The following is a 21,563-nucleotide window of genomic DNA, read 5'->3' on the forward strand; positions in this document are numbered from 1 at the left end:
TGTTATGTTGGTAATCCTCGATTGGGACGGGACGGTTTGTAATTCTGAGGCGCGTATCGTCGATTGTATGTTGCGGGCGGCAGATAGAGCCGGTTTGCCGGTGCTTGCCCCGGAGGCGGTTAGCAACATCATCGGGCTTGGTCTGCCGGAGGCGATATCCTCTCTGTTTCCGGAGGCTGCCAGTGAGGAAAAACTCACGTTGCGCCAACTTTACTTTGATGAGTGGATGGCGGCCCGGGTTGAACCCCTGCCGTTATTTGAGGGAGTCCTGGATACCCTGGACCAGTTGCTGTGCGGTGGTCACCAGTTGGCGGTAGCGACCGGGAAGAGTCGGCAGGGGCTCAATCGGGAATTTGAGGAGCACGGCCTCGGCCACTTGTTTGCCGCCAGTCGTTGTGCGGATGAGACCGCTTCCAAGCCTGACCCGCTGATGCTGAATGAGTTGCTACATGAGACCGGAACCGGTCCGGAGCAGGCGGTAATGGTAGGGGATACCGTATACGACCTGGAAATGGCGGCGGCGATCGGTATGCCCTCTATCGGGGTGAGCTATGGCGCACATTGCCCAACCCGACTGCAGGGGTGTGGCCCCAAGGTTGTTATCGATCGTTTCTCTGAGCTGCTCCGCTGGCCGCCACTCCTTTAAGTGGCCTGCGGGCCCAATGGATCTATGCCAAAGTGGTTCAGCATATCGGTAAGGCGGATTAGTGGCAGCCCTACCAGGGTGTTGAGATCTGCTCCTTCAAGCCTTTCAAACAGGGCGATACCTAGCCCTTCCACCTTAAAAGAGCCGGCGCAATCGTAAGGTTGTTCCAGCTCTACATATCGTTCAATTTGCTCTGTGCTCAACTGCCGAAAGTAGACAGTGAAGGTTTCCGTATCGCCCAACTGCTCTCCGCTTGCGCTATTCAGTAGGCTCAAGCCGGTGTGGAATATCACTTTTTTGCCATTGCAGGCTTGCAGCTGGGCGATGGCGCGCTCCCTGCTGCCTGGCTTGCCAAGTATTTGGCCGTCGCAAGAGGCAACCTGGTCCGAACCGATAATCAGTGATTTCGGGTGGCGGCCTGTCAGGGCGCGCGCTTTCTCTGTGGCGAGGCGCAGGGCGAGTGCAGCTGGCGCTTCCCCCGCCTGTGGTGCTTCATCTATATGGGGCGAATCCTGCTGAAAGGGGATGCCAAGCTGTTGTAGTAGGGTTCTGCGGTAAGGAGAGCTGGAGGCTAGTATCAGAGGGTGGGGCATTCTGGTGGATTTTCCGCTGGGTCGAATAGTGGTTTGTGACCGGGCGATACTGCAATGCCTGATTTGTTTTGACAAGGCTAAGGTGAGTCCATAGAATTGCGCGCTTATGTCGATAGCCCCCTCTAAATCAGTATTGCCAAAGAGCATTGATGCTCGGAAATTGGTACAGCGAGAGCAGTTGCTCGATGGTGTTTTGCCGTTGGAGTCCCTGCCTCGGGTTGGTAGCGCAGTTGAGTCTGTCCACGGAGAGATTTCTGCTGAATTGCAGTTTGAGCGAGACTTGCAAGGTCACCAAACGGTGAGCGGCAAGGTTCAACTTGCAGTTGACCTCTTGTGTCAGCGCTGTTTGTCACCGGTCCATGAGCAGATCGAGGCACAGTTTAGCTGGGGTATCGTATGGACTGAGGAGCAGGGTAAGGCCCTGCCCAAAGATCTGGACCCGGTGATCCAGGACGGCGATGAGCTGGACTTGCACCAGATCCTTGAAGATGAAATTTTGCTCAATTTGCCAATGGTGGCTTATCACCAGGAAGAATGTGTCTCCAAGGAGAGCTTTCATTTTGGTGGCGAGGTTGCCGAGGCGGATGAGCAACAGGCAAACCCCTTTAAAGTGCTGGAGCAGTTGAAGGGTTCGTCGGGTAAATCCTAGGTTTCCCGATGAGTTTGGGCTCGCCGGTAGGCGCCCCGGTTCCAGCGAAATTTGTTTATTTTAGGAGCTAGCAATGGCTGTTCAACAAAACAAGAAGACTCGTTCCCGTCGCGGTATGCGCCGTTCCCACGATGCGCTGGGCGCAGGTGCTACCCTTTCCGTCGATCCGACTACCGGTGAAAAGCACCGTCGTCACCACGTGACCAAAGACGGTTTCTACCGTGGTCGCAAAGTGATCGAAGTTAGCGGCGGCTCTGAAGAAGAGTAAGCTTTGTCCAGCCAATTGCGATTGGCCGTGGATGCAATGGGCGGGGACTTAGGTCCCCGCTCTGTCGTTCCGGCATGTATTAGATTTCTTCAAAACTTCCCTGAAGCGCAGCTAAAGCTATTTGGCCCGCGCGCAGAGCTTCAAGCTCTGGTTCATCAAGAGTTGCAGCGCCATCGCCGCCGCGTTACCCGCCGTCTCGAAATTATCCATTGCGGGCAAGTCATCACTCAAGAGTGCAATCCGTTGCAGGCTGTTCGCCATAAGCGCGATTCAACCATGGCGATGGCCCTGAAGAGTGTTGCATCGGGAGATGTGCAAGCTGCAGTTACCTCCGGCAATACCGGCGCTTTGTTGGCGTTGAGTCGCAGTATTCTCGGTAATATCCAAGGTGTTAGGAAGCCGGCGCTCGGTAAGTCTGTACCTTCAGGTATGGGTTCCTGCTATCTTTTGGACCTTGGTGCCAATGTGGATTGCAGTGCTGAGGATTTGCTTCAGTTCGCCCGTATGGGGATAGAGGCTCAGCGGATTCATACTGCCCGCAAGAGTGTGAAGGATATAAAGGTGGCGCTGCTCAATATTGGGGCGGAAGCACATAAGGGTAGCGCCGAAATACGCCGTGCAGCGGAGCTGCTCGATGCGGACCCCGGGGTCAATTATGTTGGCTTTGTTGAGGGGCATGATATTTTTACCGGCTCGGTAGATGTGGTTGTTTGCGACGGCCTGATGGGTAATGTCGCGATGAAATCTGCCGAGGGTGTGATTCGACTAATGGGTCAAAAAGCGTTCACAATCGAGAAAAGAGGGTGTTTCAAGCGTTTTTTTGGCCAATTGGCCATAAAGCTGTTGCGAAAATGGCGTACACAGGTGGAACCTGCTCGCTATAATGGCGCCAGCTTTGTAGGGGTAAAGGGCAACGTGATCAAGAGTCACGGCGGTGCCAGCAGCGAAGCTTTTTATCGGGCGATGGTTACGGCGAAGGAGTGTGCCGATGCTGACCTGGCAGCCAGGGTCGATGCCGCTATGGCACAATCCGGCGAAAGACGCTCCATGGATGAAGGGTAAAAAGCAGTTTCCCTTACTGAAATCAGCCACATTTAGGTTAAGGATATCTTATGACCAATGCCGCACTCGCATTTGTCTTTCCGGGGCAGGGTTCCCAGAAAATAGGTATGCTCTCTGAGATTGCCCAAGAGGCGCCTGAAATTCAGGCCACTTTTGCCGAAGCATCCAATGTGCTCGGCTATGACCTCTGGGACCTGTGCCAGAATGGTGAGCAGGAAGCCATTAATCTCACCCAGCGTACCCAGCCTCTCTTACTGACTTCCAGTGTTGCCCTTTATCGCATGTGGCGCTCTCGCGGCGGTGCCCAGCCTGCATTCATGGCCGGTCACAGTTTGGGCGAGTGGTCAGCACTGGTGTGCTCTGGCGTTCTGGCGTTTAAAGATGCGGTTCATTTGGTTCGCGAGCGCGGCCGCTTGATGCAAGAGGCGGTTCCTGTAGGGGAGGGCGCTATGGCTGCGATCATCGGTCTTGATGATGCAGCTGTCGAAGAAGCTTGTGCTGCTTCTGCTGAGGATGAAATAGTCGCTGCGGTGAATTACAACTCTCCCGGCCAGATTGTTATTGCGGGAAGTAGCGCGGCGGTGCAGCGCGCCATCGAAGCCTGTAAAGCTGCCGGTGCAAAGAAGGCTATGCCTCTTCCGGTCAGTGCTCCATTCCACACTGAGCTGATGCGTCCCGCGGCGGAAAAGCTGACCCCTCAAATAGAGGCGACAGAATTTAACGCGCCGGAAATACCCATCGTGCACAATGTCCACGCTGAGCTTGAATCGGATCCGGAAAAAATTAAGACCCTGATGATCGAGCAGATTTATCGCCCGGTTCGCTGGACTGCCTGCGCACAAAAAATTATTGGCTCCGGAGTGGAGCAAATGGTTGAGTGTGGTCCGGGTAAGGTTTTATCTGGCCTGATCAAACGTGTCGACCGAAGTGTTTCCTGTCACGCAATCGATAGCCCCAGTAACTTTAATGAAGCTCTGCGAGCTACAGCGGTATAAATCGCTCAAAAAGTAGTCCAGAAGTCGAATAAGGATAAGTGAGAATGACCTTACAGATGTCCCTTGAGGGTAAAGTTGCCTTGGTGACAGGTGCAAGTCGCGGTATTGGTGCGGCAATTGCAGATATGCTCGGTGGAATGGGTGCCACAGTTATTGGTACTGCCACCAGCGAATCCGGTGCTGAAAAAATAAGCGCCCGCTTCGCAGAAGCCGGTATCGCAGGTGCCGGTAAAGTTCTGGATGTGGGCAATGCGGAAAGTGTTTCCGAGCTTCATGCAGCGATAAAAAATGAGTTTGGTGCTCCTGCGATATTGGTTAATAATGCTGGCATCACCAAGGACAACTTGTTGATGCGCATGAAGGATGACGAGTGGGATTCAGTCGTCAATACGAATTTGACCGCGGTCTATCGCATGAGTAAGGCTTGCCTGCGCGATATGACCAAGGCGCGATGGGGACGGATTATTAATATCAGCTCCGTCGTAGGAAGTATGGGTAATGCCGGTCAGAGCAATTATGCGGCGACCAAAGCTGGTGTGGGAGGGTTCGCCCGCTCCCTGGCTTCAGAGGTGGGCTCCCGAGGAATCACGGTTAATACCGTAGCCCCCGGCTTTATTGATACTGATATGACAAAAGTCTTGCCTGAAGCGCAACGCGAGTTGCTTCTGGGTAAGATTCCTCTCGCGAGGCTCGGGAAGCCGGAAGAAATTGCTTCGGTGGTTTCCTTCCTGGCGAGTGATGCGGGAGGCTATGTCACCGGCGAGACAATTCATGTCAATGGCGGTATGTACATGGCGTAGTTTGTGTTTCAAAATGTCTCTTTAACTTATTGATTTTAGAGATATTTATGTTTTTGCTGATGGTGTTGAGGGGCCGCACATTACATCCCGAAAAACTTGGGGTACAATGGCCTCTGAATTATCCAAAAGCTGTGTGAGCCGGTCGTTATCACCAACAACATTGGATACGGTGAAAAACAATAGCGACTAAAACAGATTTTTACCCACTAGGAGTTAAATTGAATCATGAGCAGCATTGAAGAGCGCGTTAAAAAGATCGTTGCTGAACAACTGGGCGTTAAGGAAGAAGACGTTAAGCCTGAAGCCTCTTTTGTTGAAGATCTGGGCGCTGACTCACTCGACACAGTTGAGCTGGTTATGGCTTTGGAAGAGGAATTCGAAACTGAAATTCCCGATGAAGAAGCTGAAAAAATCACTACTGTTCAGCTGGCAATGGATTACATCAAGGATAACCTTGGTTAATTCCTGCTGGGTAGTTTAGGCACGGGCAGCTCAATATGCTGTACCTAGCCGAGCGATTCTGAAAGCCGTTCTATGTTTCATAGCGCGGCTTTCTTGTTATTGGTACTACGGAATTGTGACTGCTGACCGGATGTTGTTCTTTTAACTACATTGGTGAAGGACGGTAGCAGAAAATTTCAGGGGGGAGCGCAGTGTCGCAAAGAAGAGTTGTTGTAACCGGAATGGGAGTCGTTAGCCCGTTAGGTAACACCCTAGAGGATACTTGGTCTGGGGTACTACAGGGAGCTAATGGTGCTGCTCCGATTGAGACATTTGATGTCTCGGCTTTTTCAACCCGCTTCGCCGCTACTGTAAAGGATTTTGATCCCACGCCATACATGCCCGCAAAAGAAGCGCGCAAGATGGATACTTTCTTGCAGTACGGACTGGTTGCCGGTATTCAGGCTATGCAAGATAGCGGCCTGGAGGTAACCGAAGAGCTGGGTCCGCGCGTGGGTACCTGTATTGGCTCTGGTATGGGCGGTATCCTGGCTATCGAAGATAATTCATTGCTGATTGCCGAAAAAGGCCCTCGCCGTGTATCACCTTTCTTTGTACCTGGCGCCATCATTAATATGGTTGCGGGTAACCTCTCGATTAAATATGGCCTCAAAGGCCCCAATCTGGCAGTGACAACAGCCTGTACCACAGGAACCCATGCGATTGGCCTCGGCGTTCGTGCGATTCAGCACGGTGATGCCGATGTGATGGTATGTGGTGGTGCAGAAATGGTTACCACCCCGGTAGGGCTCGGCGGTTTCTGTGCGGCAAGGGCGCTGTCCACCCGCAATGATGATCCGCAATCAGCAAGCCGCCCATGGGATAAAGACCGTGATGGTTTTGTACTGGGTGAAGGGTCTGCGGTACTCGTTTTGGAAGAGTACGAAAATGCAGTCGCTCGCGGAGCCAAGATTTATGCAGAAGTAGCTGGCTTTGGTATGAGCGGTGATGCCCACCACATGACCTCTCCTCCGGAAGATGGCGCTGGCGCTGCTCTCTCAATGGAAAATGCCCTGAGAGATTCCGGTATGAGCCCAAGTGATATCCAGTATATCAATGCTCATGGCACTTCTACTCTGCTGGGAGACACAGCTGAGATCCTGGCGGTTAAAAAAGTATTCGCGGGGGTGACGGACTCCCTCGCTGTGAGTTCTACCAAGTCGATGACCGGTCACCTGCTGGGGGCTGCCGGTGCTATTGAAGCCGTTTTCTCGGTATTGTCATTGCGCGACCAGGTTGCGCCCCCCACTATCAATCTCTTCTCTCCGGATGAGGCCTGTGCCGGTATTAACCTGGTGCCCCAAGAGGCCCAGCCGATGGCAATCAATGCAGTCCTATCCAATTCCTTTGGTTTCGGTGGCACCAATGGGTCACTGATATTCAAGCGAGTCTGATTCCCGTGCCCACCGCGAGGTGGGCACACCTGCCTTGGGAGTTCCATGTACCAGTTACCTCAAATGTACTTTCGGGGGCTGGCCGTTGATCAGTTGCCAGATGATGCTGATTACTCGGGTGGAATCCTCGAAACAATGCGCTGTCACAACAAAGGTCTACCGCTTTGGTCTTTCCACCGCGCTCGCCTGGAGCGTTCGGGAGTGTTGGATGAGGCCTGTCTGGGAGAAATTGAGCAGTCGACGTTAAAATTGACAGCCGGCTGTCGCTGGTCTGAGGCGATTGCGCGCCTGCGTGTTGGCAGTGTGCGCGGGCAGCAATGTTGGGATTTGGTGCTGCGGCCGCTGATTGAAACTGCTGAGGGGCAGGTGGGCACTAGCCTTTTTCCTTGTTCGACGAGCTTGCCGATCGGTAGTAATTCGAACCAGGGCTGCAAAACTTTACTCCGTAACCGATATAATGCGGCAAAAGCGGAGCTGCCGGTGGGGCAATTTCTCGATGGATTGATGCTGGATTCGGCGGGAAGGGTCATCGAAACCCTGCGCTGTAATATCCTGGCCCGATTTGGTGGGAAGTGGATGACTCCATCCCTGCACCGGTGTGGTGTTCATGGTGTGATGCGGCAGTGGCTCTCGAGCCATATCCACTGGCAAGAGGAAGACATGGAGCTTTCCGAACTCTGTGAGGCCGATGAGCTGGCTCTCTGCAACAGTGTTCGAGGTGTATTACCGGTGGTAGAGGTAATCGGTTACAAAAATTGGCCTGTGGGTGTCGAGACCCGCAAGCTACAGAAGCTGATATTGGATAAATTGTGGTGAAGAAAAAGCAAGCGAGTTTCGCTTGGAGAGTGTTGAAGCTGTTATTTGGTGGGCTGGTATTGGCCTGCTTGGTTGCAGTTGCCTCTCTATACGTGGCAAAGGAAGCCTTGGAATCCCCCCTGCCGATTGCACAAGATGGACTTACGCTTCAGGTGGAAAAGGGCGGAAGTTTGTCCCGGACGCTGCGAAGCCTGCAGGGCGAAGGGATAATCCAGTGGCCGCAAATACTTCTCGCCTATGCCTATTGGGAGGGCACAACAGAAATCCATTCCGGCGAGTATTTAGTTCCCTTTGGCAGTAACGCGCGGGACTTGATTGCACGCCTGAATCGCGGTGAAGTTACCCGCTATCGCATTACGCTATTAGAGGGCTGGACCTTTCGCCAGGCCCTGCGACAAATCCGCTCCGGTGAAAGAATCGTTCAGTCCGAAGAGGGGAGCAATGTCAGTGCCGCTGCCCGGGCTTTGGGTTTAAAGGAAGATGAGGTCGAGGGTTGGATTTTCCCGGATACTTACGTCTATCGGTCCGGTACTACAGATATTGAGCTGCTGCGTCAGGCCTATGATCGGATGCAGAAGGTACTGGATGAGGAGTGGCAATCAAAAGGGGATGATCTGCCCTATAAGTCGCCCTATGAAGCCTTAATCATGGCTTCAATTATCGAGAAAGAGACAGGGCAGCCATCTGAGCGCAGTGAAATAGCCGGTGTTTTTGTACGCAGGCTCAATAAAGGTATGCGTTTGCAGACAGACCCCACCGTAATTTATGGCTTGGGTGAGGACTTTGACGGAAATCTGACCCGTACACACCTGCGCCAGGCAACACCTTATAATACTTATGTTATTAATGGCCTTCCCCCTACGCCGATTGCCTTACCTGGGCGAGCGGCAATTCGGGCCGCTTTAAATCCAAAGCCTGGCAAGAGCTTGTATTTTGTTGGCAAAGGGGATGGATCTCATCATTTCTCAGCGACTCTGACAGAGCACAACCGTGCGGTGCGGGAGTATCAGCTGAAAAGGCGCGCGGATTACCGATCGAGTCCGGCAAAAGGAAAGAATTAGTGTCGCACGGCAAGTTCATCACCCTCGAGGGTGTAGAGGGGGTGGGGAAATCTACCAATTTACTCTTCATCACCGAGTGGCTCAAAAAGCACAATATTAACTTTATCCAAACCCGGGAGCCGGGAGGCACCCCATTGGCAGAACAGCTGCGCGAGCTGTTATTGGCCAAACGGGATGAATCCGTTGATCCCACGGCGGAATTATTGATGGTGTTTGCCGCCCGCGCGCAACATCTGTCTCAGGTTATACTGCCCGCCTTAAAACGTGGGGATTGGGTGATCTGTGATCGCTTCACCGATGCAACCTATGCCTACCAAGGCGGTGGTCGCAGACTGGATCGACAGTTGATCGAGCAGTTGGAGCAGACAGTTCAAGGGGATTTGCGCCCAGATAAAGTGCTTTTATTGGATCTCGACCCAGAAGTGGGGCTACAGCGAGCTGCACGCACTGGGGAAGCGGATCGGTTTGAGAGTGAGCACCTGGAGTTTTTTCAGCGGGTGCGTGCGGCTTATCGCGATCGAGCTGAAGCTGCGCCTGCCCGTTACGCGGTTGTGGATGCCGGCCAATCTCTGGAACAGGTGCAGATGGATCTAGCCAAGCAATTGGAGCTGTTGCTTTAAGCTATCTTGCCCCAGAATCTATTTTTAAATGATAAGAATTGTGGCTGATGTCTGTGCCTGAAACTTTTGAGTATAAATCGATACCGGTACCTCTTCCCTGGCACTCCGAGCAATGGCAGCGGTTGGGGTTGCAGTTGCAGGCGGGCCGCTGCCCGCACGCTTTGCTGCTGACTGGCCCGGAGGGGTTGGGAAAGCGACAATTCGCGGCTGCTTTTACCGCGTTGGCCCTATGTGAACAACCGAGGGCAGGTCAGGCCTGTGGAGAGTGTAAGGATTGTCGGTTGTGGATGGCTGGCTCGCATCCTGATTTCCTACAAGTTGAACCTGAAAAGCCCGGTGGCCCACTGAAAGTGGAACAGATCCGTCAGCTGGGCAACTTTGTTTCCCGCACCAGTGGGCGGGGCGGGGCGCGTCTGGTTTGTTTGTCGCCGGCGGAGGCGATGAATGTCAACGCAGCCAATGCCCTGTTGAAAAACCTGGAAGAGCCGGCACCCTCCGTTATCTTTGTGTTGATCACCGATGCCCCCACAGGCCTTTTGCCAACCATCCGAAGTCGCTGTCAATCTATAGCTTTTCCGCCCCCAACTGGAGAGGTGGCGCTACAGTGGCTATACAGCAATGGGCTGGAAGAGCCGCTGGCACAGCGTGTCTTAACTCTGGCAGGCGGGGCACCATTATTGGCGGCGGAGCTGGCCGAGCCCAAGTCGAGAGAAGTCCGCGAGCAGTTTTTTAAAGATTTGGTTGCTGTAGCTCAGGGTACGGCAAGTTCAGTCTCTACAGCGGGCCGTTGGGAAACACCGGCCGAGGGTGTTGAATTGGTTCAGCTACTGCTTTTCTGGCAGCACTGGTTAACCCAGATGGTGCAGATTCGCAGTTGTGATCTCAGTGGAGATGCCCAGCTAATGGTTCTTTTGCAGAGGTTGCCGGGGTCGAGTGAGCAAAGCTTGCAGCCAGTATTTGCGTTCTACGATCATTTGCTTCAGGCGCGGAAAGGGTTACTGGGCACAGCTAACCCCAATCGTCGTTTGCTGCTGGAAGAATTATTTATTCGTTGGGCGAAGCTTTTTGCTTAGGCGTCTTGCACAAGTCGGGTAGGGTAATTGACGTTGCCTGGACACAGGCAGCGGGCTTAGATAAGTTAGCGCATCATTTAGAAATATAAACATTGAGGTTGTCCATGAAAGCCATGGGAGGCGGTGCCCGCAACGGCATCCTGTCACTGAAAATCCAGGATAAATCTGTGCTCTATGCGGCCTATATGCCCTTCGTAAAGAATGGTGGCTTATTTATCAGTACGGATAAATCGTACAACCTTGGCGATGAGGTTTTTCTGCTTCTGAGCTTAATGGATGAGCCGGAAAAGATTCCGGTTGCCGGTAAAGTGATCTGGATTACGCCCAATGGTGCTCAAGGCAACCGCACTCCCGGAATCGGAGTTCAATTTGGCGATAAGGACAATATCGCGCAAAACAAGATTGAAACCCACTTGGCGGGAACCTTAGAATCCAGCCGCCCAACCCATACGTTGTAACTCTCTAATGCTTGTTGATTCTCACTGTCACCTGGACAGACTTAAGCTCGATAAATTTGATGGCGATCTGGATGCTGTATTGGACCTGGCCCGCAGTCGCGGTGTTGGCAAGTTCCTCTGTGTCGGTATCAGTTTGGAAAACGCCGATGCGGTTGTTGAAATCGCATCCCGCTACGAGGACGTAGTCTGTTCCGTTGGTGTGCACCCGCTGGATGTCGACTCCGGCATGGCGGATGTTGAGCGACTGGTAGAAATGGCTAACCAGCCTAATGTTGTTGCATTGGGGGAGACAGGCCTGGATTACTACTACAGCACTGACACCCAGGAAATCCAGCAGCAGAGCTTTATTGCACACCTGAAAGCGGCGGGGCAGGCAGAGCTTCCGGTTATTGTGCATACGAGAGATGCGCGGGAAGATACTATTGCTCTCATTAAAGAGCACGGTAATACCAATACCGCAGGTGTTCTGCACTGTTTTACCGAGAGCTGGGATATGGCCAAGGCTGCCCTGGATCTCAATTATTATATTTCTTTGTCCGGCATCGTGACCTTTAAAAATGCCGAGGAGCTGCGGGATGTCGCCCGCAGGCTGCCTTTGGATCGGTTGCTCGTTGAGACTGACTCCCCTTATTTGGCTCCAGTGCCCTATCGGGGTAAGCCCAATATTCCGGCCTATGTGCGTGAAGTGGCAGAATTTATCGCTGATTTACGCGGTATTCCCTACGAAGAGCTGGCCGAAATCACCTCAGAAAACTTTTTCAGATTATTCCCCCGGGCAGTTTGATCCGGGTCTATTGGATGTTCCCCTATGATGAAGCAGCAGTTGCAAGTCATGCTGACTCTGCAAGACCAGATTAATACAGTAGTAAATGAAAACTGGCGTGAGCAAAACTTTGCCTGGTACCGCGCTATTTGGGTAGAAAGTGCAGAGTTGTTAGACCATTACGGTTGGAAGTGGTGGAAGAAGCAACTTCCAGAAATGGATCAGGTGAAGCTTGAATTGGTGGATATCTGGCATTTCGGTTTGAGCCTTGAATTGCAAAAAGGCTCTCCTCAGGAAGTGGCTGAGATCATGCTGAAGGAGTTTGCCGGTTCCGAGCGTACGGCGGGTGATTTCCGTGAAAACCTCGAGTCTTTCACCTTGAACACCCTGGCCACCAAACAGTTTGATGTTGCTGGCTTTGCTCAACTATTGGCCGATGCAGAAATGTCTTTTGCTGAGTTGTACCAGCGATATGTTGGTAAAAATGTACTCAACCGATTCCGTCAGGATAACGGCTACAAAGATGGCAGCTATGTAAAAAACTGGGCGGGCCGTGAAGACAATGAACACCTAGCGGAAATTGCCGGACTTTTGGACTCATCTGCTGCTGATTACAGTGACCAGGTTTACAAGGCACTGCAGACGCGTTACCGGGAATTGGCGCTGACATAATCACTCGCAAAGAGTGTCCAATACAGTCTGAGAGGTTTTGTCATACAAATTGAGCCGCTATTTCGCTTGTGTAAGATGAAATTTACTCGCGAGGCCCTATAATGCGGCCGCTTACAAACGAGGGAGAACTATCGTGAAAGCACCTGTACGTGTTGCTGTTACCGGCGCTGCCGGTCAGATTAGCTATTCGTTGCTGTTCCGCATCGCCTCTGGCGAAATGCTGGGCAAAGATCAGCCGGTTATTCTGCAATTGCTGGAAATCACTCCGGCATTGGAAGCGCTGAAAGGCGTTGCTATGGAGCTTGAAGACTGCGCTTTCCCGCTGCTCGCGGGTATCGTTCAGTCCGATGATGCTACTGTTGCGTTCAAAGATGCAGATTACGCTTTGCTGGTAGGCGCGCGTCCCCGTGGACCGGGTATGGAGCGTAAGGACCTGCTGGAAGCTAACGCTGCTATCTTCTCTGCACAGGGTAAAGCCCTGAACGACGTTGCTTCTCGTAACGTAAAAGTACTGGTTGTTGGCAACCCGGCTAACACCAATGCCCTGATCGCTCAGCGCAATGCGCCAGACCTGGACCCGCGTAACTTCACCGCGATGACCCGTCTGGATCACAACCGCGCTCTGTCTCAGCTGGCAAACAAAACTGATTCCAGTGTTAACGACATCACCCATATGACCATTTGGGGCAACCACTCTTCCACTCAGTACCCAGACCTGCACCAAGTGAAGGTTTCCGGTGCTGCAGCCATGGATAAAGTGGAGCAGGAATGGTACGAAAACGACTTCATCCCGACTGTTCAACAGCGCGGTGCAGCTATCATCAAGGCGCGCGGTGCTTCCTCTGCGGCTTCCGCTGCCAACGCTGCCATCGACCATATGCGCGATTGGGCTCTGGGCACCGCTGAAGGTGACTGGACCAGCATGGCTGTATTCAGCGATGGTTCTTACGGTATTCAGGAAGGCCTGATTTACTCTTTCCCTTGCACTTGCAAAGACGGCGACTGGGAAATTGTTCAAGGCGTTGACATCAACGACTTCTCCCGCGAGAAAATGTCTGCTACCGAGCAGGAGCTGGCGGAAGAGCGTGATGCAGTAGCACACCTGCTGCCGTAATAGGGAGTGACAGGTCCCAGGCCTTGGCCGCAGACCTCTCCCAAAAACCCACACTGAGGTGTGGGTTTTTTTATGCCTGAATTTTGTAAACCCCGGCCCGGACCAGGAAACTTTCCCGGTCAGTATCTTCGTGTGAGCTGCCGCCATCGGCACTACACTGATTTTATATATCTGCCGGATGTCCCTGCTATGGTCACTGAAGTTGGCCGCAACACCGCCCGTTGCGCCTGTATCCTGCTGCAGCCTAACCAGTCCCTGTCCCTCTCCGGCAATCTGTGGGTGTTTTTCTCCCTGGTTGGGGTATCCCTTGGAATCAGTCTCGCTTTTGCGATGGCGGGAGCCTGGATGATTCTTCCCTTTGCCGGGCTTGAAATGATCCTGCTGGGCATCCTGTTTACCTACGTGTACCTCGAAGGGACCCGCAGAGAAGTAATACGCATCAATGAGGAGTTGGTAATTCTGGATTGCTGTAAGGGGTTCAGGCAGCAAACGGTGTATCACCGGGAGTTCGCCCGCGATAAGTTGGCAGTACTCGTAAGGATGGGGAGCAGTGCTACCGAAATGGCTTCGGTTAACTTTAGTGGTCCTGAGGGATGCCTTGAAGTCGGGGAGTTCCTCACCGAAGCTGAAAAGGCGGAGCTGGTGCAGAAGTTAGGTCGTTTTGGCATTTGTGCCAGGAAAGAGAAAGAATTTCGCCTGCAGCAGTTCTGATTTCTCTATAGAACTGGCGTCTCGTTTGTTTCTTTTCGCTATAATCCCCGCTTTACTCTTAACTGTTCCACAGGGGATATCAGATGGCTTTTCCGAAGATCGGTAATTTGGCTCCGGCTTTTACGCTGACCAACCAAAGTGGCGAGAAAGTGTCACTTAAGGATTTTCGTGACAAAAGTAATGTCGTCCTCTACTTTTACCCGAAAGCACTTACCCCCGGTTGTACCACTCAGGCATGTGGGATTCGCGATAGTGCGGCTGAATTTAAAAAAGCCAATACTGTTGTGTTGGGGGTGAGCCCGGATCCAGAAGCAAAGTTGCAGCGCTTTATCGACAAGCACGAGCTGAATTTTGATTTGCTGTCTGATGAAGAACACAAGATTGCTGATAAATATGGTTGCTGGGGCTTGAAGAAATTTATGGGCAAGGAGTACATGGGGCTTCTGCGAACAACTTTTATTATTGATAAGAGTGGGCGCCTTCGCCATATTATCGACAAAGTTAAAACCAAGACCCATGACACTGATGTTTTGAATTGGATTGGCGAGAACCTGGATTAATTGCCAGACTCTGAGGGGCGGGGCTGGACTGGTGCTTGGTCTGCTGTAGCCCCTACCTTTCGGACTCAAAGGCGACACGTGGGTACCGAAAGTAAGTATTTTTGGCCCTTGGTACACAATAAGATGAAAAAAAGCACTGTCGCCCCTTGCTTTCTTAATTCTTGGTCTATACTGGCAGTTGTAAAGGAAAGGTGCGCCGGCTAGAGAGAGTCTCTCTGCGGGAATTGCCGGAGCGGTTAGTTTAAAAATTGTACATCTCTGTGAAGGATTCGATGTCTGTTTTTTGGTGCATCCCGCATCACGTAGTCGTCCGCCGAAGTTGATGTTGTGTTGGTGTGGGCAGGGGCAACCGGGATTCGCTGGATGCGGACATAGAAAAATAACTGCGGCTCACGGAACTCAATAGGAGCAGCTCGATGAACCATACTCAGCCCGACCAGACTTCGCTCTCTGAAGACAAATCACTTCAGCAGGCCAGAATATCCGGAGACCCGAATATTCTCGACCAGCTGCTGGCCCCCCCCGAAGCAACCAGTTTTGGTATTGCCGCACGGGTAATAGATGTGCTGGAGCAGCGTATCGGTAAGGCCTCTCTCGCTATTCGCCCGGTAGCGTCCGACCTAAGTATGTCCACCCGGACTCTGCAACGCCGGTTGCAGGAACACAACCTCAGTTTTGCATCTTTACGTGACCATGTTCGTTTTCGTCACGCGGTGCATTTCCTCAAAGATACTGCGCTGAGCGTTGATGGAATCTCACGAATTCTCGATTTCTCTGATCGAACCAGTTTTACCAGCGCGTTCAAACGCTGGACCGGGATGTCTCCTACTGGCTACCGCCGGCAGGTCCGCCAGAGGTTCTGAGTGTGGATTGGTTTGGCCGGTCTCTACGGGATCGGCCCAATCCGTTGCCTCGGCGGGGCAAACCCGTTAGAGTTGGCGGCAATTTAATAGGCTGACTCTTTGAGGTTTTGCATGAGCTTTTTTATCCCCTCCGCCATGGCACAGGAAGCGGCGCCGGCAGCACAGGGTAATCCGATGATAACCCTGCTGATGTTTGCGGGTTTGTTTGCATTCATGTGGTTTTTTATTATTCGCCCACAGCGCAAGCGCCAGAAAGAGCATCAAGAGCTGGTTGGCGCTCTGAAAAAGGGTGACGAAGTTGTAATGAGCAGCGGGATGCTGGGCCGCGTCGACAAGGTCGATGAGGACTACATCGTATTGGAAGTTGCAGACAGCATGTCTTTGAAGTTCCAAAAAGTAGCTGTGCACGCAGTTTTACCGAAAGGTACGATTAAAAAGATCTAATCCTTTTCAGGGTTTATCTTTGAATGTCGTCACTAAAAAAGCCTGGCAGTTGCCGGGCTTTTTTTTGGTTACTATTTTTGCGCGGGCAGTATTTATTGTGCCTTGAAAGCCCACAGAAAAATTGCGGAATTAATCAAAGGCTGGACTAATTTGTCTGATTAATTTTTCAATAAAAAAACAGGTTAGGCAAAAAGCAATAAATAGCACTGAAAGGCATGCTTATGTTCATTTTTCAAAGCTAGTCCTCTATCCGCTTACTCAGCAAGCTTGGTTCTATCTCTGCGGAAACTTTTTGCTAGAGGTGTCCCCTTACTGAGTCACATCGATAAACTAATAATTAGACATAACAGGTTTAATTCACCGTGCTTAAGAGCCTGCCAATAGAGTTGCCTAAGCGGTTGCGCCTGGCGAACCTGCCCACACCTCTGCAGTCGTTAGACCGAATCAGTGATCTTTACTCCCTTCCTTATGGAGGGCCCAGGATTTGGATAAAGAGAGATGATCTTACCGAGTCCGGCATGTCGGGAAATAAACTGCGCAAGCTAGAGTTTGTTGCCGCTGAGGCCAGGGCCCAAGGGGCTCAGGTTTTGATCACTTGTGGCGGAGTGCAATCCAATCATTGCCGTACCACTGCTTTGGTGGGGGCTCGATTGGGGTTTAAGGTTCAGTTGATTTTACGTGGCAAGCGCACTGCAAATCCCGATGGCAACCTTTTACTGGATGAGTTGGCAGGTGCTGAAATTGCGGTTTACTCACCGGAGGAATACTCCCGGAATTTACAGGGCCTCTTTGACAGCTGGGCTGCTGAGTATCTGTCCAGAGGGCGGAAGTCTTTCTGTATCCCCACTGGTGCCAGCGACGGTTTAGGCATCTGGGGTTATATCTCGGCCTCTCAGGAATTATTGGCAGACTGTGCAGATAGGGGCTTCTCGCCTGATCATATTTTATGCGCTACTGGCAGCGGTGGGACCCAAGCGGGTTTGACCTTGGGGTGCCATTTGCTGGAAGCCGGTGTGAAAGTTACGGGTTTCGCCGTTTGCGACAGTGCTAATTATTTCCAAGTGAAAGTGCGTGAGGATATTTCGCAGTGGATGGCACAGTCTGGCGTATCGCTTGATTTGGAGTCCCTCAAGATTTTGGTTAATGCCGACTATAAAGGTCCCGCTTACGGGGTGGCGGAGCCAGAGGTTTACCAGACTATTAAAGAGTTGGCTTGCTTGGAGGGTATTCTTCTCGATCCAGTCTACACCGGCAAAGCATTTCATGGTCTGCTACAGGAGTTAAAAAAAGGAAATTACCGGGGCTCAGACAACCTGGTTTTTATTCATACCGGAGGGCAATTTGGCCTCTTCCCCCACCGAACTCACTTCTTCCCAGTGGCCGAATAATACGACATTACTGTTCTCGTGCCGCGTAAGCTGCTAACCTGCGCAACAAATTACAGTTGTATCTGTATATAAAACAAACAGAAATAAGTCAGAGTAGTGGGGGGTTAGTTTGGATTCCTTTAACAATCTGCTGTTGTCAATAGACGGCATGCTCGGCTCAGCACCTTGGTTCCCCTGGGTGTTACTTGGAGTCGGTTTCTTTTTCACCATTTATCTTGGTTTTCCGCAGCTTCGTTATTTTGGGCATGCGATCAAGATTGTACGCGGTAAGTACGACAAGCCCGGAGACCCGGGTGATACCTCCCACTTCCAGGCATTGGCCACAGCACTGTCGGGTACCGTAGGTACCGGTAATATCGGTGGCGTTGGCTTGGCTATTTTCCTCGGTGGTCCCGCTGCGCTGTTTTGGATGTGGATGACCGCATTCCTGGGTATGACCACAAAGTTTGTGGAAGTGACCCTGTCACACAAATATCGTATTAAAGCAGCGGATGGTTACTACGCGGGTGGCCCCATGTTTTACATGGAGCGTCGTTTGAATATGAAATGGCTTGCGGTGCTCTTTGCAATCGCGACCGTTATCTGTTCATTCGGTACCGGCAGCTTGCCCCAGGTTAATAACATTGCCCAGGCAATGCACGATTCTTTCGGTGTTGAGAAGGCTCTGACGGGTGGCATCCTGGCGATTTTGCTGGGCATGGTGATTATTGGCGGTATTACCCGAATCGCTAAAGTGACCTCCACCATTGTTCCCACCATGGCAGTTATCTACGTAATAGGTGCCTTGGGCGTTATCATCTACAACTACGAAAATATTCTGCCGTCCTTTGGGGCTGTTTTCCGCGATGCCTTCACCGGCAGTGCGGCCGTAGGTGGATTCCTGGGTGCGAGCTTTGCCTATGCCTTTAACCGTGGTGTTAACCGCGGCCTCTTCTCGAACGAAGCGGGTCAGGGCTCTGCACCTATTGCTCACGCCGCCGCTCGCGCAGACGAGCCGGTTTCTGAAGGTATGGTTTCCCTGCTGGAACCCTTTATCGACACCATTATCATCTGTACCTTAACCGGACTTGTGATTCTTTCTTCTGGTGTCTGGACTGAGAAACACGAGAACCTGTTTGAAGGTGCAGATACTTACGTTGTAGCGGGTAGCTACGATGAGAAGAATACCCAGGATGTTGAGCAGCTGTTCAAGTATTTGAGCGGTCAGGAGAGTGATGTTAAGGCCTATAACGGCTCCATTGTTGTGACTGACGGCCACCCGCTGAACAGCCAGGACTTTACCCTCATCCACGCCCGATCTATTGCTGAAGACCTGGATTTCCGTGTGGGGGATGACAGCTTCAGCGGTGTTCTGGATGTAAAAGATGGTAAGTTTGCCAATGAAGATGTGGATATTTGGGGTAAATCCCTGGTGCACTCTGTGGCTCTGACCAATCTTGCCTTCCAGCGCGGTTACTTTGGTGAATACGGTGGTCTGATTGTTACTCTGGGCATTCTGTTGTTTGCTTTCTCTACAGCAATTGCCTGGTCATACTACGGCGACCGCTCAATGATTTACCTTTTCGGCCCCAAGGCAGTAATGCCTTACCGAATAGTTTACGTTATTGCATTCTTCTGGGCTGCGATTGAGGACACCACAGTTATTTGGAACCTCTCTGCAGTGGCCATTGTGATAATGACCTTGCCCAACCTGTTTGGTATTACTGTGTTGGCCAAGGAGATGAAAGATACGGTGAAGGACTACTGGAAAGACCCAAGCCATAAATAATTTGTCTGGGTTTGATTAAAAAAGGCGGCCAATATGGCCGCCTTTTTTGTTTGTGCACCACCGATCCTTTGATCGGTCTAGAGCTTGCCCACCCAGCAGAGACCTGCTGGGTGGAAATCAGCTCAATTACTCAGTGCTTGCACTCAGGTTGACGCCAGAGTAGGCAGAGTAAGCGCGGATACTGATATACCAGGTTCCAGTATCCGGATTACTGATGGTGCAGCTTTCGTCATTGCCCCACTGGTAGGGACGGCAGTCGTACGCTGTACGGGTAGGCTCTTGGCTGTGGCGAACATAGAGGTCTGCATCTCCGCTGCCACCTTCCATTACGGCGCTCAGGGTAGAAGCTCCAGCGTCAACCTCAATGGTAAAGTGCTGCCAGCTGTTGCGGGAACCAGAAAGGTTGGTTTCTTCCCAGCTGTCGCTACCACCACCGCCACCACCACCACCGGTGTAACTGCCTACCAGGGTGACATCGGAGAAGGAGGAGTAGCCGCGCACCATGACGTAATAGGTTCCGCCCTGTAGGTCAGCGTCAGCGATATCACAAGTTTCATTGTTGCCTGAAGTGTACGGACGGCAATCATAAGTGCTGGTGGTTGGAGCATTGCCGAAGCGAACATAGAGGTCGGCATCGCCACTTCCGCCGGACATTACAAAAGACAGGTCTGTGGCATCTGCGGGTACATCCAGGGTGAAGTTAACTTCATCACCGCTGCCGCCCTCGATATCGGTCTCGGTAACCCCGTTTTCGAGTTCTCCGCCTTCATTACCACCACCGCCACCACCACCGCCGCCACCGCAGCTGCTGGTGGAAACGCCTACCGTGGAGAATGCGGCAACAACGTCATCAGTGTCGTAGCCTAAATCTGATGCTGCAGAGAAAACACCACAGGCACCATCTTCAAAATCAGTATTGGCACTCCAATACATCTGGTTGGCAAGAACAAAGGGGTCGAATGCTGTGCGGGTATTCCAGCCGCTGGTATTCGCCAGTAGGTAGAAGGCCCGGTTAAAGACGCCGGAGCTGTAGTGCACGTCCATGCCGTTGTAGTAATCATCGGCATGACCGATGGAGCTGCCATCGTCAGTTGGATCTTCAAAGTAGCGGAGTGCTCCGCTGGACTTAAAGATTTCGGCCCCTACCAACCAGTCATTGCTGCCGCGCATATAGTACTCGGCAGCTTCACCGGCAATATCAGAGAAGGCTTCATTGATACCGCCGGACTGATTGTAGTAATTCAAGTCCGAATTTTGCTCGGTAAAGCCGTGGCTGACTTCGTGAGCGGAAACATCGAGGCTAACCAGTGGATAGAAGTAGCTCTGGCCATCACCAAATGTCATCTGGCTGCCATCCCAGAAGGCATTCTCGTAGTTGTTGCTGTAGTGCACCCGCATTCTCAGTTTTTGTGTGAGAGGGGATGTGTTGTACCAGTCGCTATAGAGATCAAAGACCACACCGCCAAAGAAGTGTGCGTCATTGAGTGGTGAGTAAGCGCCGTTGATTGACTTATAGTCATTGTCCGGGCAAGTGAACGAGTGGATGCTACCGCCATTCGTGCTGTGGTTCATATCAACGGTTTCTACATTGTCCGTATCCATGGCACAGCTGTCGTCAACAATCATGTGGGGGTAGTCAGTACCGTACTCGTAGCGCCCGGTCTTTGAATTGCCCCCTGGGCCTGTCGCATTTTGTGCAAAGTTCAAGCCGTCCCAATGCTTGAGAACTTCGCCAGTCATTGCATCGATAAAGTAGAAGGGGCGTGTGGGTTCATCGCCGTACTCAACCCAGTTGACCAGGTAAGCCAAGCGGGCATTGTCTTGCTCATCGATGTAGACGTAGAGTTTCTTTTTGGGGTTATGTGCTTCCAGCTTCAAAGCCTGAACTGACAAAGCTCCCTGGATAACGCCCTGCTGCGTGCGCCAGTTGATCTGGTGGTCCATTGCCCGCTCAATAGCATTATCTTCATTGATAAATGCTTTGATATTGGGTACTTCCAGTTCCAGCCCAGTGATGACATTGCCGCGAACCTCAGTAATCAGACCCTGCCCGGAGCTGGTTACTGTTTGGCCGTAGACAGGAATGCCCTTGTGAGTCTGTTGGTAGCGGGCTACGGTTTTGCCGTTGACGAGAGTGCGCTCACGAACTTTTTCGAGCGCCATATCCGATCCGCCGGTGGCAGCTAAAGTTTGTGGTGAGAGCATGTCCGCCGTGGCGGGGACGCGCTCAACAGCATGTGCACTAATAGCCAAGGCTAAAGTGCAGCTTAGTCCTACAAAATGCTTCATTGCTAGCTTTCCCTTTTATAGCTTTTTTATATATGAATCCGCCGGTATACAGCCG

24 protein-coding genes are annotated in these 21,563 nt (G+C 52.0%); 22 read left to right on the forward strand and 2 right to left on the reverse strand.

The genetic code is table 11. The annotated features are described in order from the left end of the window. The first annotated feature begins 4 nt into the window (after positions 1-4). Positions 5-646, forward strand: coding sequence for an HAD-IA family hydrolase (locus tag ACJJI5_RS10610; protein ID WP_282932471.1), 642 nt, complete (start codon positions 5-7; stop codon positions 644-646). On the opposite strand, the gene ACJJI5_RS10615 is transcribed toward ACJJI5_RS10610, so the two are convergent. Beyond that, positions 643-1,239: a Maf family protein gene (locus tag ACJJI5_RS10615; protein ID WP_445356234.1), complete on the reverse strand. Its 597-nt coding sequence runs from the start codon at positions 1,237-1,239 to the stop codon at positions 643-645. The genes ACJJI5_RS10610 and ACJJI5_RS10615 overlap by 4 nt on opposite strands. Before the next feature lie 106 nt (positions 1,240-1,345). Here ACJJI5_RS10615 and ACJJI5_RS10620 point away from each other — a divergent pair, with 106 nt between their 5' ends. The 21 genes from ACJJI5_RS10620 to ACJJI5_RS10720 all read left to right on the forward strand — a co-directional run bounded on the left by ACJJI5_RS10620 (position 1,346) and on the right by ACJJI5_RS10720 (position 19,219). After that, the gene (locus ACJJI5_RS10620) at positions 1,346-1,888 is read left to right on the forward strand and encodes a YceD family protein (RefSeq protein WP_108733565.1); all 543 of its coding nucleotides are present in this window, start codon (positions 1,346-1,348) and stop codon (positions 1,886-1,888) included. Between the two features lie 73 nt (positions 1,889-1,961). Then, positions 1,962-2,156 carry a 50S ribosomal protein L32 gene (gene rpmF, locus ACJJI5_RS10625; protein ID WP_108733564.1) on the forward strand — a complete coding sequence of 65 codons (195 nt, stop codon included), beginning with the start codon at positions 1,962-1,964 and terminating at the stop codon, positions 2,154-2,156. A 3-nt stretch (positions 2,157-2,159) separates the two neighbouring features. Further along, on the forward strand, positions 2,160-3,218 hold the full coding sequence (plsX, locus tag ACJJI5_RS10630) for a phosphate acyltransferase PlsX (protein WP_445356235.1): 1,059 nt from the start codon (positions 2,160-2,162) through the stop codon (positions 3,216-3,218). Between the two features lie 50 nt (positions 3,219-3,268). Next, on the forward strand, positions 3,269-4,213 hold the full coding sequence (fabD, locus tag ACJJI5_RS10635; RefSeq protein WP_444893644.1) for an ACP S-malonyltransferase: 945 nt from the start codon (positions 3,269-3,271) through the stop codon (positions 4,211-4,213). Between the two features lie 56 nt (positions 4,214-4,269). After that, positions 4,270-5,013 carry a 3-oxoacyl-ACP reductase FabG gene (fabG, locus tag ACJJI5_RS10640; RefSeq protein ID WP_444894745.1) on the forward strand — a complete coding sequence of 248 codons (744 nt, stop codon included), beginning with the start codon at positions 4,270-4,272 and terminating at the stop codon, positions 5,011-5,013. 225 nt (positions 5,014-5,238) lie between these two features. After that, the gene (acpP, locus tag ACJJI5_RS10645) at positions 5,239-5,475 is read left to right on the forward strand and encodes an acyl carrier protein (protein ID WP_020415205.1); all 237 of its coding nucleotides are present in this window, start codon (positions 5,239-5,241) and stop codon (positions 5,473-5,475) included. A gap of 191 nt (positions 5,476-5,666) precedes the next feature. Further along, positions 5,667-6,908 carry a beta-ketoacyl-ACP synthase II gene (fabF, locus tag ACJJI5_RS10650; protein ID WP_444957915.1) on the forward strand — a complete coding sequence of 414 codons (1,242 nt, stop codon included), beginning with the start codon at positions 5,667-5,669 and terminating at the stop codon, positions 6,906-6,908. A 45-nt stretch (positions 6,909-6,953) separates the two neighbouring features. Continuing rightward, complete coding sequence (locus tag ACJJI5_RS10655; protein ID WP_444957914.1) at positions 6,954-7,724, forward strand: aminotransferase class IV; 771 nt, start codon at positions 6,954-6,956, stop codon at positions 7,722-7,724. Positions 7,725-7,753: 29 nt separating this feature from the next. Further along, complete coding sequence (gene mltG / locus ACJJI5_RS10660; protein WP_445356311.1) at positions 7,754-8,785, forward strand: endolytic transglycosylase MltG; 1,032 nt, start codon at positions 7,754-7,756, stop codon at positions 8,783-8,785. Further along, the gene (gene tmk / locus ACJJI5_RS10665) at positions 8,785-9,405 is read left to right on the forward strand and encodes a dTMP kinase (RefSeq protein WP_282932477.1); all 621 of its coding nucleotides are present in this window, start codon (positions 8,785-8,787) and stop codon (positions 9,403-9,405) included. Before mltG ends, tmk begins: the two co-directional genes overlap by 1 nt. A 47-nt stretch (positions 9,406-9,452) precedes the next feature. After that, positions 9,453-10,478, forward strand: a complete 1,026-nt coding sequence (locus ACJJI5_RS10670; RefSeq protein WP_413662280.1) for a DNA polymerase III subunit delta' — start codon at positions 9,453-9,455, stop codon at positions 10,476-10,478. Positions 10,479-10,582: 104 nt separating this feature from the next. Then, the gene (locus tag ACJJI5_RS10675; RefSeq protein ID WP_413662279.1) at positions 10,583-10,936 is read left to right on the forward strand and encodes a PilZ domain-containing protein; all 354 of its coding nucleotides are present in this window, start codon (positions 10,583-10,585) and stop codon (positions 10,934-10,936) included. A gap of 7 nt (positions 10,937-10,943) precedes the next feature. Continuing rightward, positions 10,944-11,720, forward strand: coding sequence for a TatD family hydrolase (locus tag ACJJI5_RS10680; protein ID WP_444914004.1), 777 nt, complete (start codon positions 10,944-10,946; stop codon positions 11,718-11,720). 27 nt (positions 11,721-11,747) lie between these two features. Further along, positions 11,748-12,371, forward strand: a complete 624-nt coding sequence (locus tag ACJJI5_RS10685) for a dUTP diphosphatase (protein WP_444942543.1) — start codon at positions 11,748-11,750, stop codon at positions 12,369-12,371. Between the two features lie 133 nt (positions 12,372-12,504). Beyond that, positions 12,505-13,485: a malate dehydrogenase gene (locus ACJJI5_RS10690; RefSeq protein WP_282932481.1), complete on the forward strand. Its 981-nt coding sequence runs from the start codon at positions 12,505-12,507 to the stop codon at positions 13,483-13,485. A 189-nt stretch (positions 13,486-13,674) separates the two neighbouring features. Beyond that, positions 13,675-14,196: a DUF2244 domain-containing protein gene (locus tag ACJJI5_RS10695; protein WP_282932482.1), complete on the forward strand. Its 522-nt coding sequence runs from the start codon at positions 13,675-13,677 to the stop codon at positions 14,194-14,196. 83 nt (positions 14,197-14,279) lie between these two features. Beyond that, positions 14,280-14,756 (forward strand): thioredoxin-dependent thiol peroxidase, encoded by a 477-nt coding sequence (bcp, locus tag ACJJI5_RS10700; protein WP_282932483.1) that lies wholly within the window; start codon positions 14,280-14,282, stop codon positions 14,754-14,756. 416 nt (positions 14,757-15,172) lie between these two features. After that, the gene (locus ACJJI5_RS10705; RefSeq protein WP_020415217.1) at positions 15,173-15,619 is read left to right on the forward strand and encodes a helix-turn-helix domain-containing protein; all 447 of its coding nucleotides are present in this window, start codon (positions 15,173-15,175) and stop codon (positions 15,617-15,619) included. A 111-nt stretch (positions 15,620-15,730) separates the two neighbouring features. After that, entirely contained in the window at positions 15,731-16,063 is a 333-nt protein-coding gene (gene yajC, locus ACJJI5_RS10710) for a preprotein translocase subunit YajC (RefSeq protein WP_282932486.1), read from the forward strand. Between the two features lie 362 nt (positions 16,064-16,425). Next, the gene (locus ACJJI5_RS10715; RefSeq protein ID WP_445356236.1) at positions 16,426-17,451 is read left to right on the forward strand and encodes a D-cysteine desulfhydrase family protein; all 1,026 of its coding nucleotides are present in this window, start codon (positions 16,426-16,428) and stop codon (positions 17,449-17,451) included. A 109-nt stretch (positions 17,452-17,560) separates the two neighbouring features. Further along, positions 17,561-19,219, forward strand: a complete 1,659-nt coding sequence (locus tag ACJJI5_RS10720) for an alanine/glycine:cation symporter family protein (protein ID WP_445356237.1) — start codon at positions 17,561-17,563, stop codon at positions 19,217-19,219. 126 nt (positions 19,220-19,345) lie between these two features. On the opposite strand, the gene ACJJI5_RS10725 is transcribed toward ACJJI5_RS10720, so the two are convergent. Further along, positions 19,346-21,508, reverse strand: a complete 2,163-nt coding sequence (locus ACJJI5_RS10725; RefSeq protein WP_445356238.1) for a M4 family metallopeptidase — start codon at positions 21,506-21,508, stop codon at positions 19,346-19,348. Positions 21,509-21,563 lie beyond the last annotated feature (55 nt).

It is taken from the genome of Microbulbifer maximicatervae (SeqCode) (genome assembly GCF_052467955.1).

Coding starts and splice junctions, on each gene's coding strand:
- ACJJI5_RS10610 (WP_282932471.1), top strand. CDS start 5: ATGTTGGTAATCCTCGATTGGGACGGGACGGTTTGTAATTCTGAGGCG.
- ACJJI5_RS10615 (WP_445356234.1), bottom strand. CDS start 1,239: ATGCCCCACCCTCTGATACTAGCCTCCAGCTCTCCTTACCGCAGAACC.
- ACJJI5_RS10620 (WP_108733565.1), top strand. CDS start 1,346: ATGTCGATAGCCCCCTCTAAATCAGTATTGCCAAAGAGCATTGATGCT.
- rpmF (WP_108733564.1), top strand. CDS start 1,962: ATGGCTGTTCAACAAAACAAGAAGACTCGTTCCCGTCGCGGTATGCGC.
- fabD (WP_444893644.1), top strand. CDS start 3,269: ATGACCAATGCCGCACTCGCATTTGTCTTTCCGGGGCAGGGTTCCCAG.
- fabG (WP_444894745.1), top strand. CDS start 4,270: ATGTCCCTTGAGGGTAAAGTTGCCTTGGTGACAGGTGCAAGTCGCGGT.
- acpP (WP_020415205.1), top strand. CDS start 5,239: ATGAGCAGCATTGAAGAGCGCGTTAAAAAGATCGTTGCTGAACAACTG.
- ACJJI5_RS10655 (WP_444957914.1), top strand. CDS start 6,954: ATGTACCAGTTACCTCAAATGTACTTTCGGGGGCTGGCCGTTGATCAG.
- ACJJI5_RS10670 (WP_413662280.1), top strand. CDS start 9,453: ATGTCTGTGCCTGAAACTTTTGAGTATAAATCGATACCGGTACCTCTT.
- ACJJI5_RS10675 (WP_413662279.1), top strand. CDS start 10,583: ATGAAAGCCATGGGAGGCGGTGCCCGCAACGGCATCCTGTCACTGAAA.
- ACJJI5_RS10680 (WP_444914004.1), top strand. CDS start 10,944: ATGCTTGTTGATTCTCACTGTCACCTGGACAGACTTAAGCTCGATAAA.
- ACJJI5_RS10685 (WP_444942543.1), top strand. CDS start 11,748: ATGAAGCAGCAGTTGCAAGTCATGCTGACTCTGCAAGACCAGATTAAT.
- ACJJI5_RS10695 (WP_282932482.1), top strand. CDS start 13,675: ATGGTCACTGAAGTTGGCCGCAACACCGCCCGTTGCGCCTGTATCCTG.
- bcp (WP_282932483.1), top strand. CDS start 14,280: ATGGCTTTTCCGAAGATCGGTAATTTGGCTCCGGCTTTTACGCTGACC.
- ACJJI5_RS10705 (WP_020415217.1), top strand. CDS start 15,173: ATGAACCATACTCAGCCCGACCAGACTTCGCTCTCTGAAGACAAATCA.
- yajC (WP_282932486.1), top strand. CDS start 15,731: ATGAGCTTTTTTATCCCCTCCGCCATGGCACAGGAAGCGGCGCCGGCA.
- ACJJI5_RS10725 (WP_445356238.1), bottom strand. CDS start 21,508: ATGAAGCATTTTGTAGGACTAAGCTGCACTTTAGCCTTGGCTATTAGT.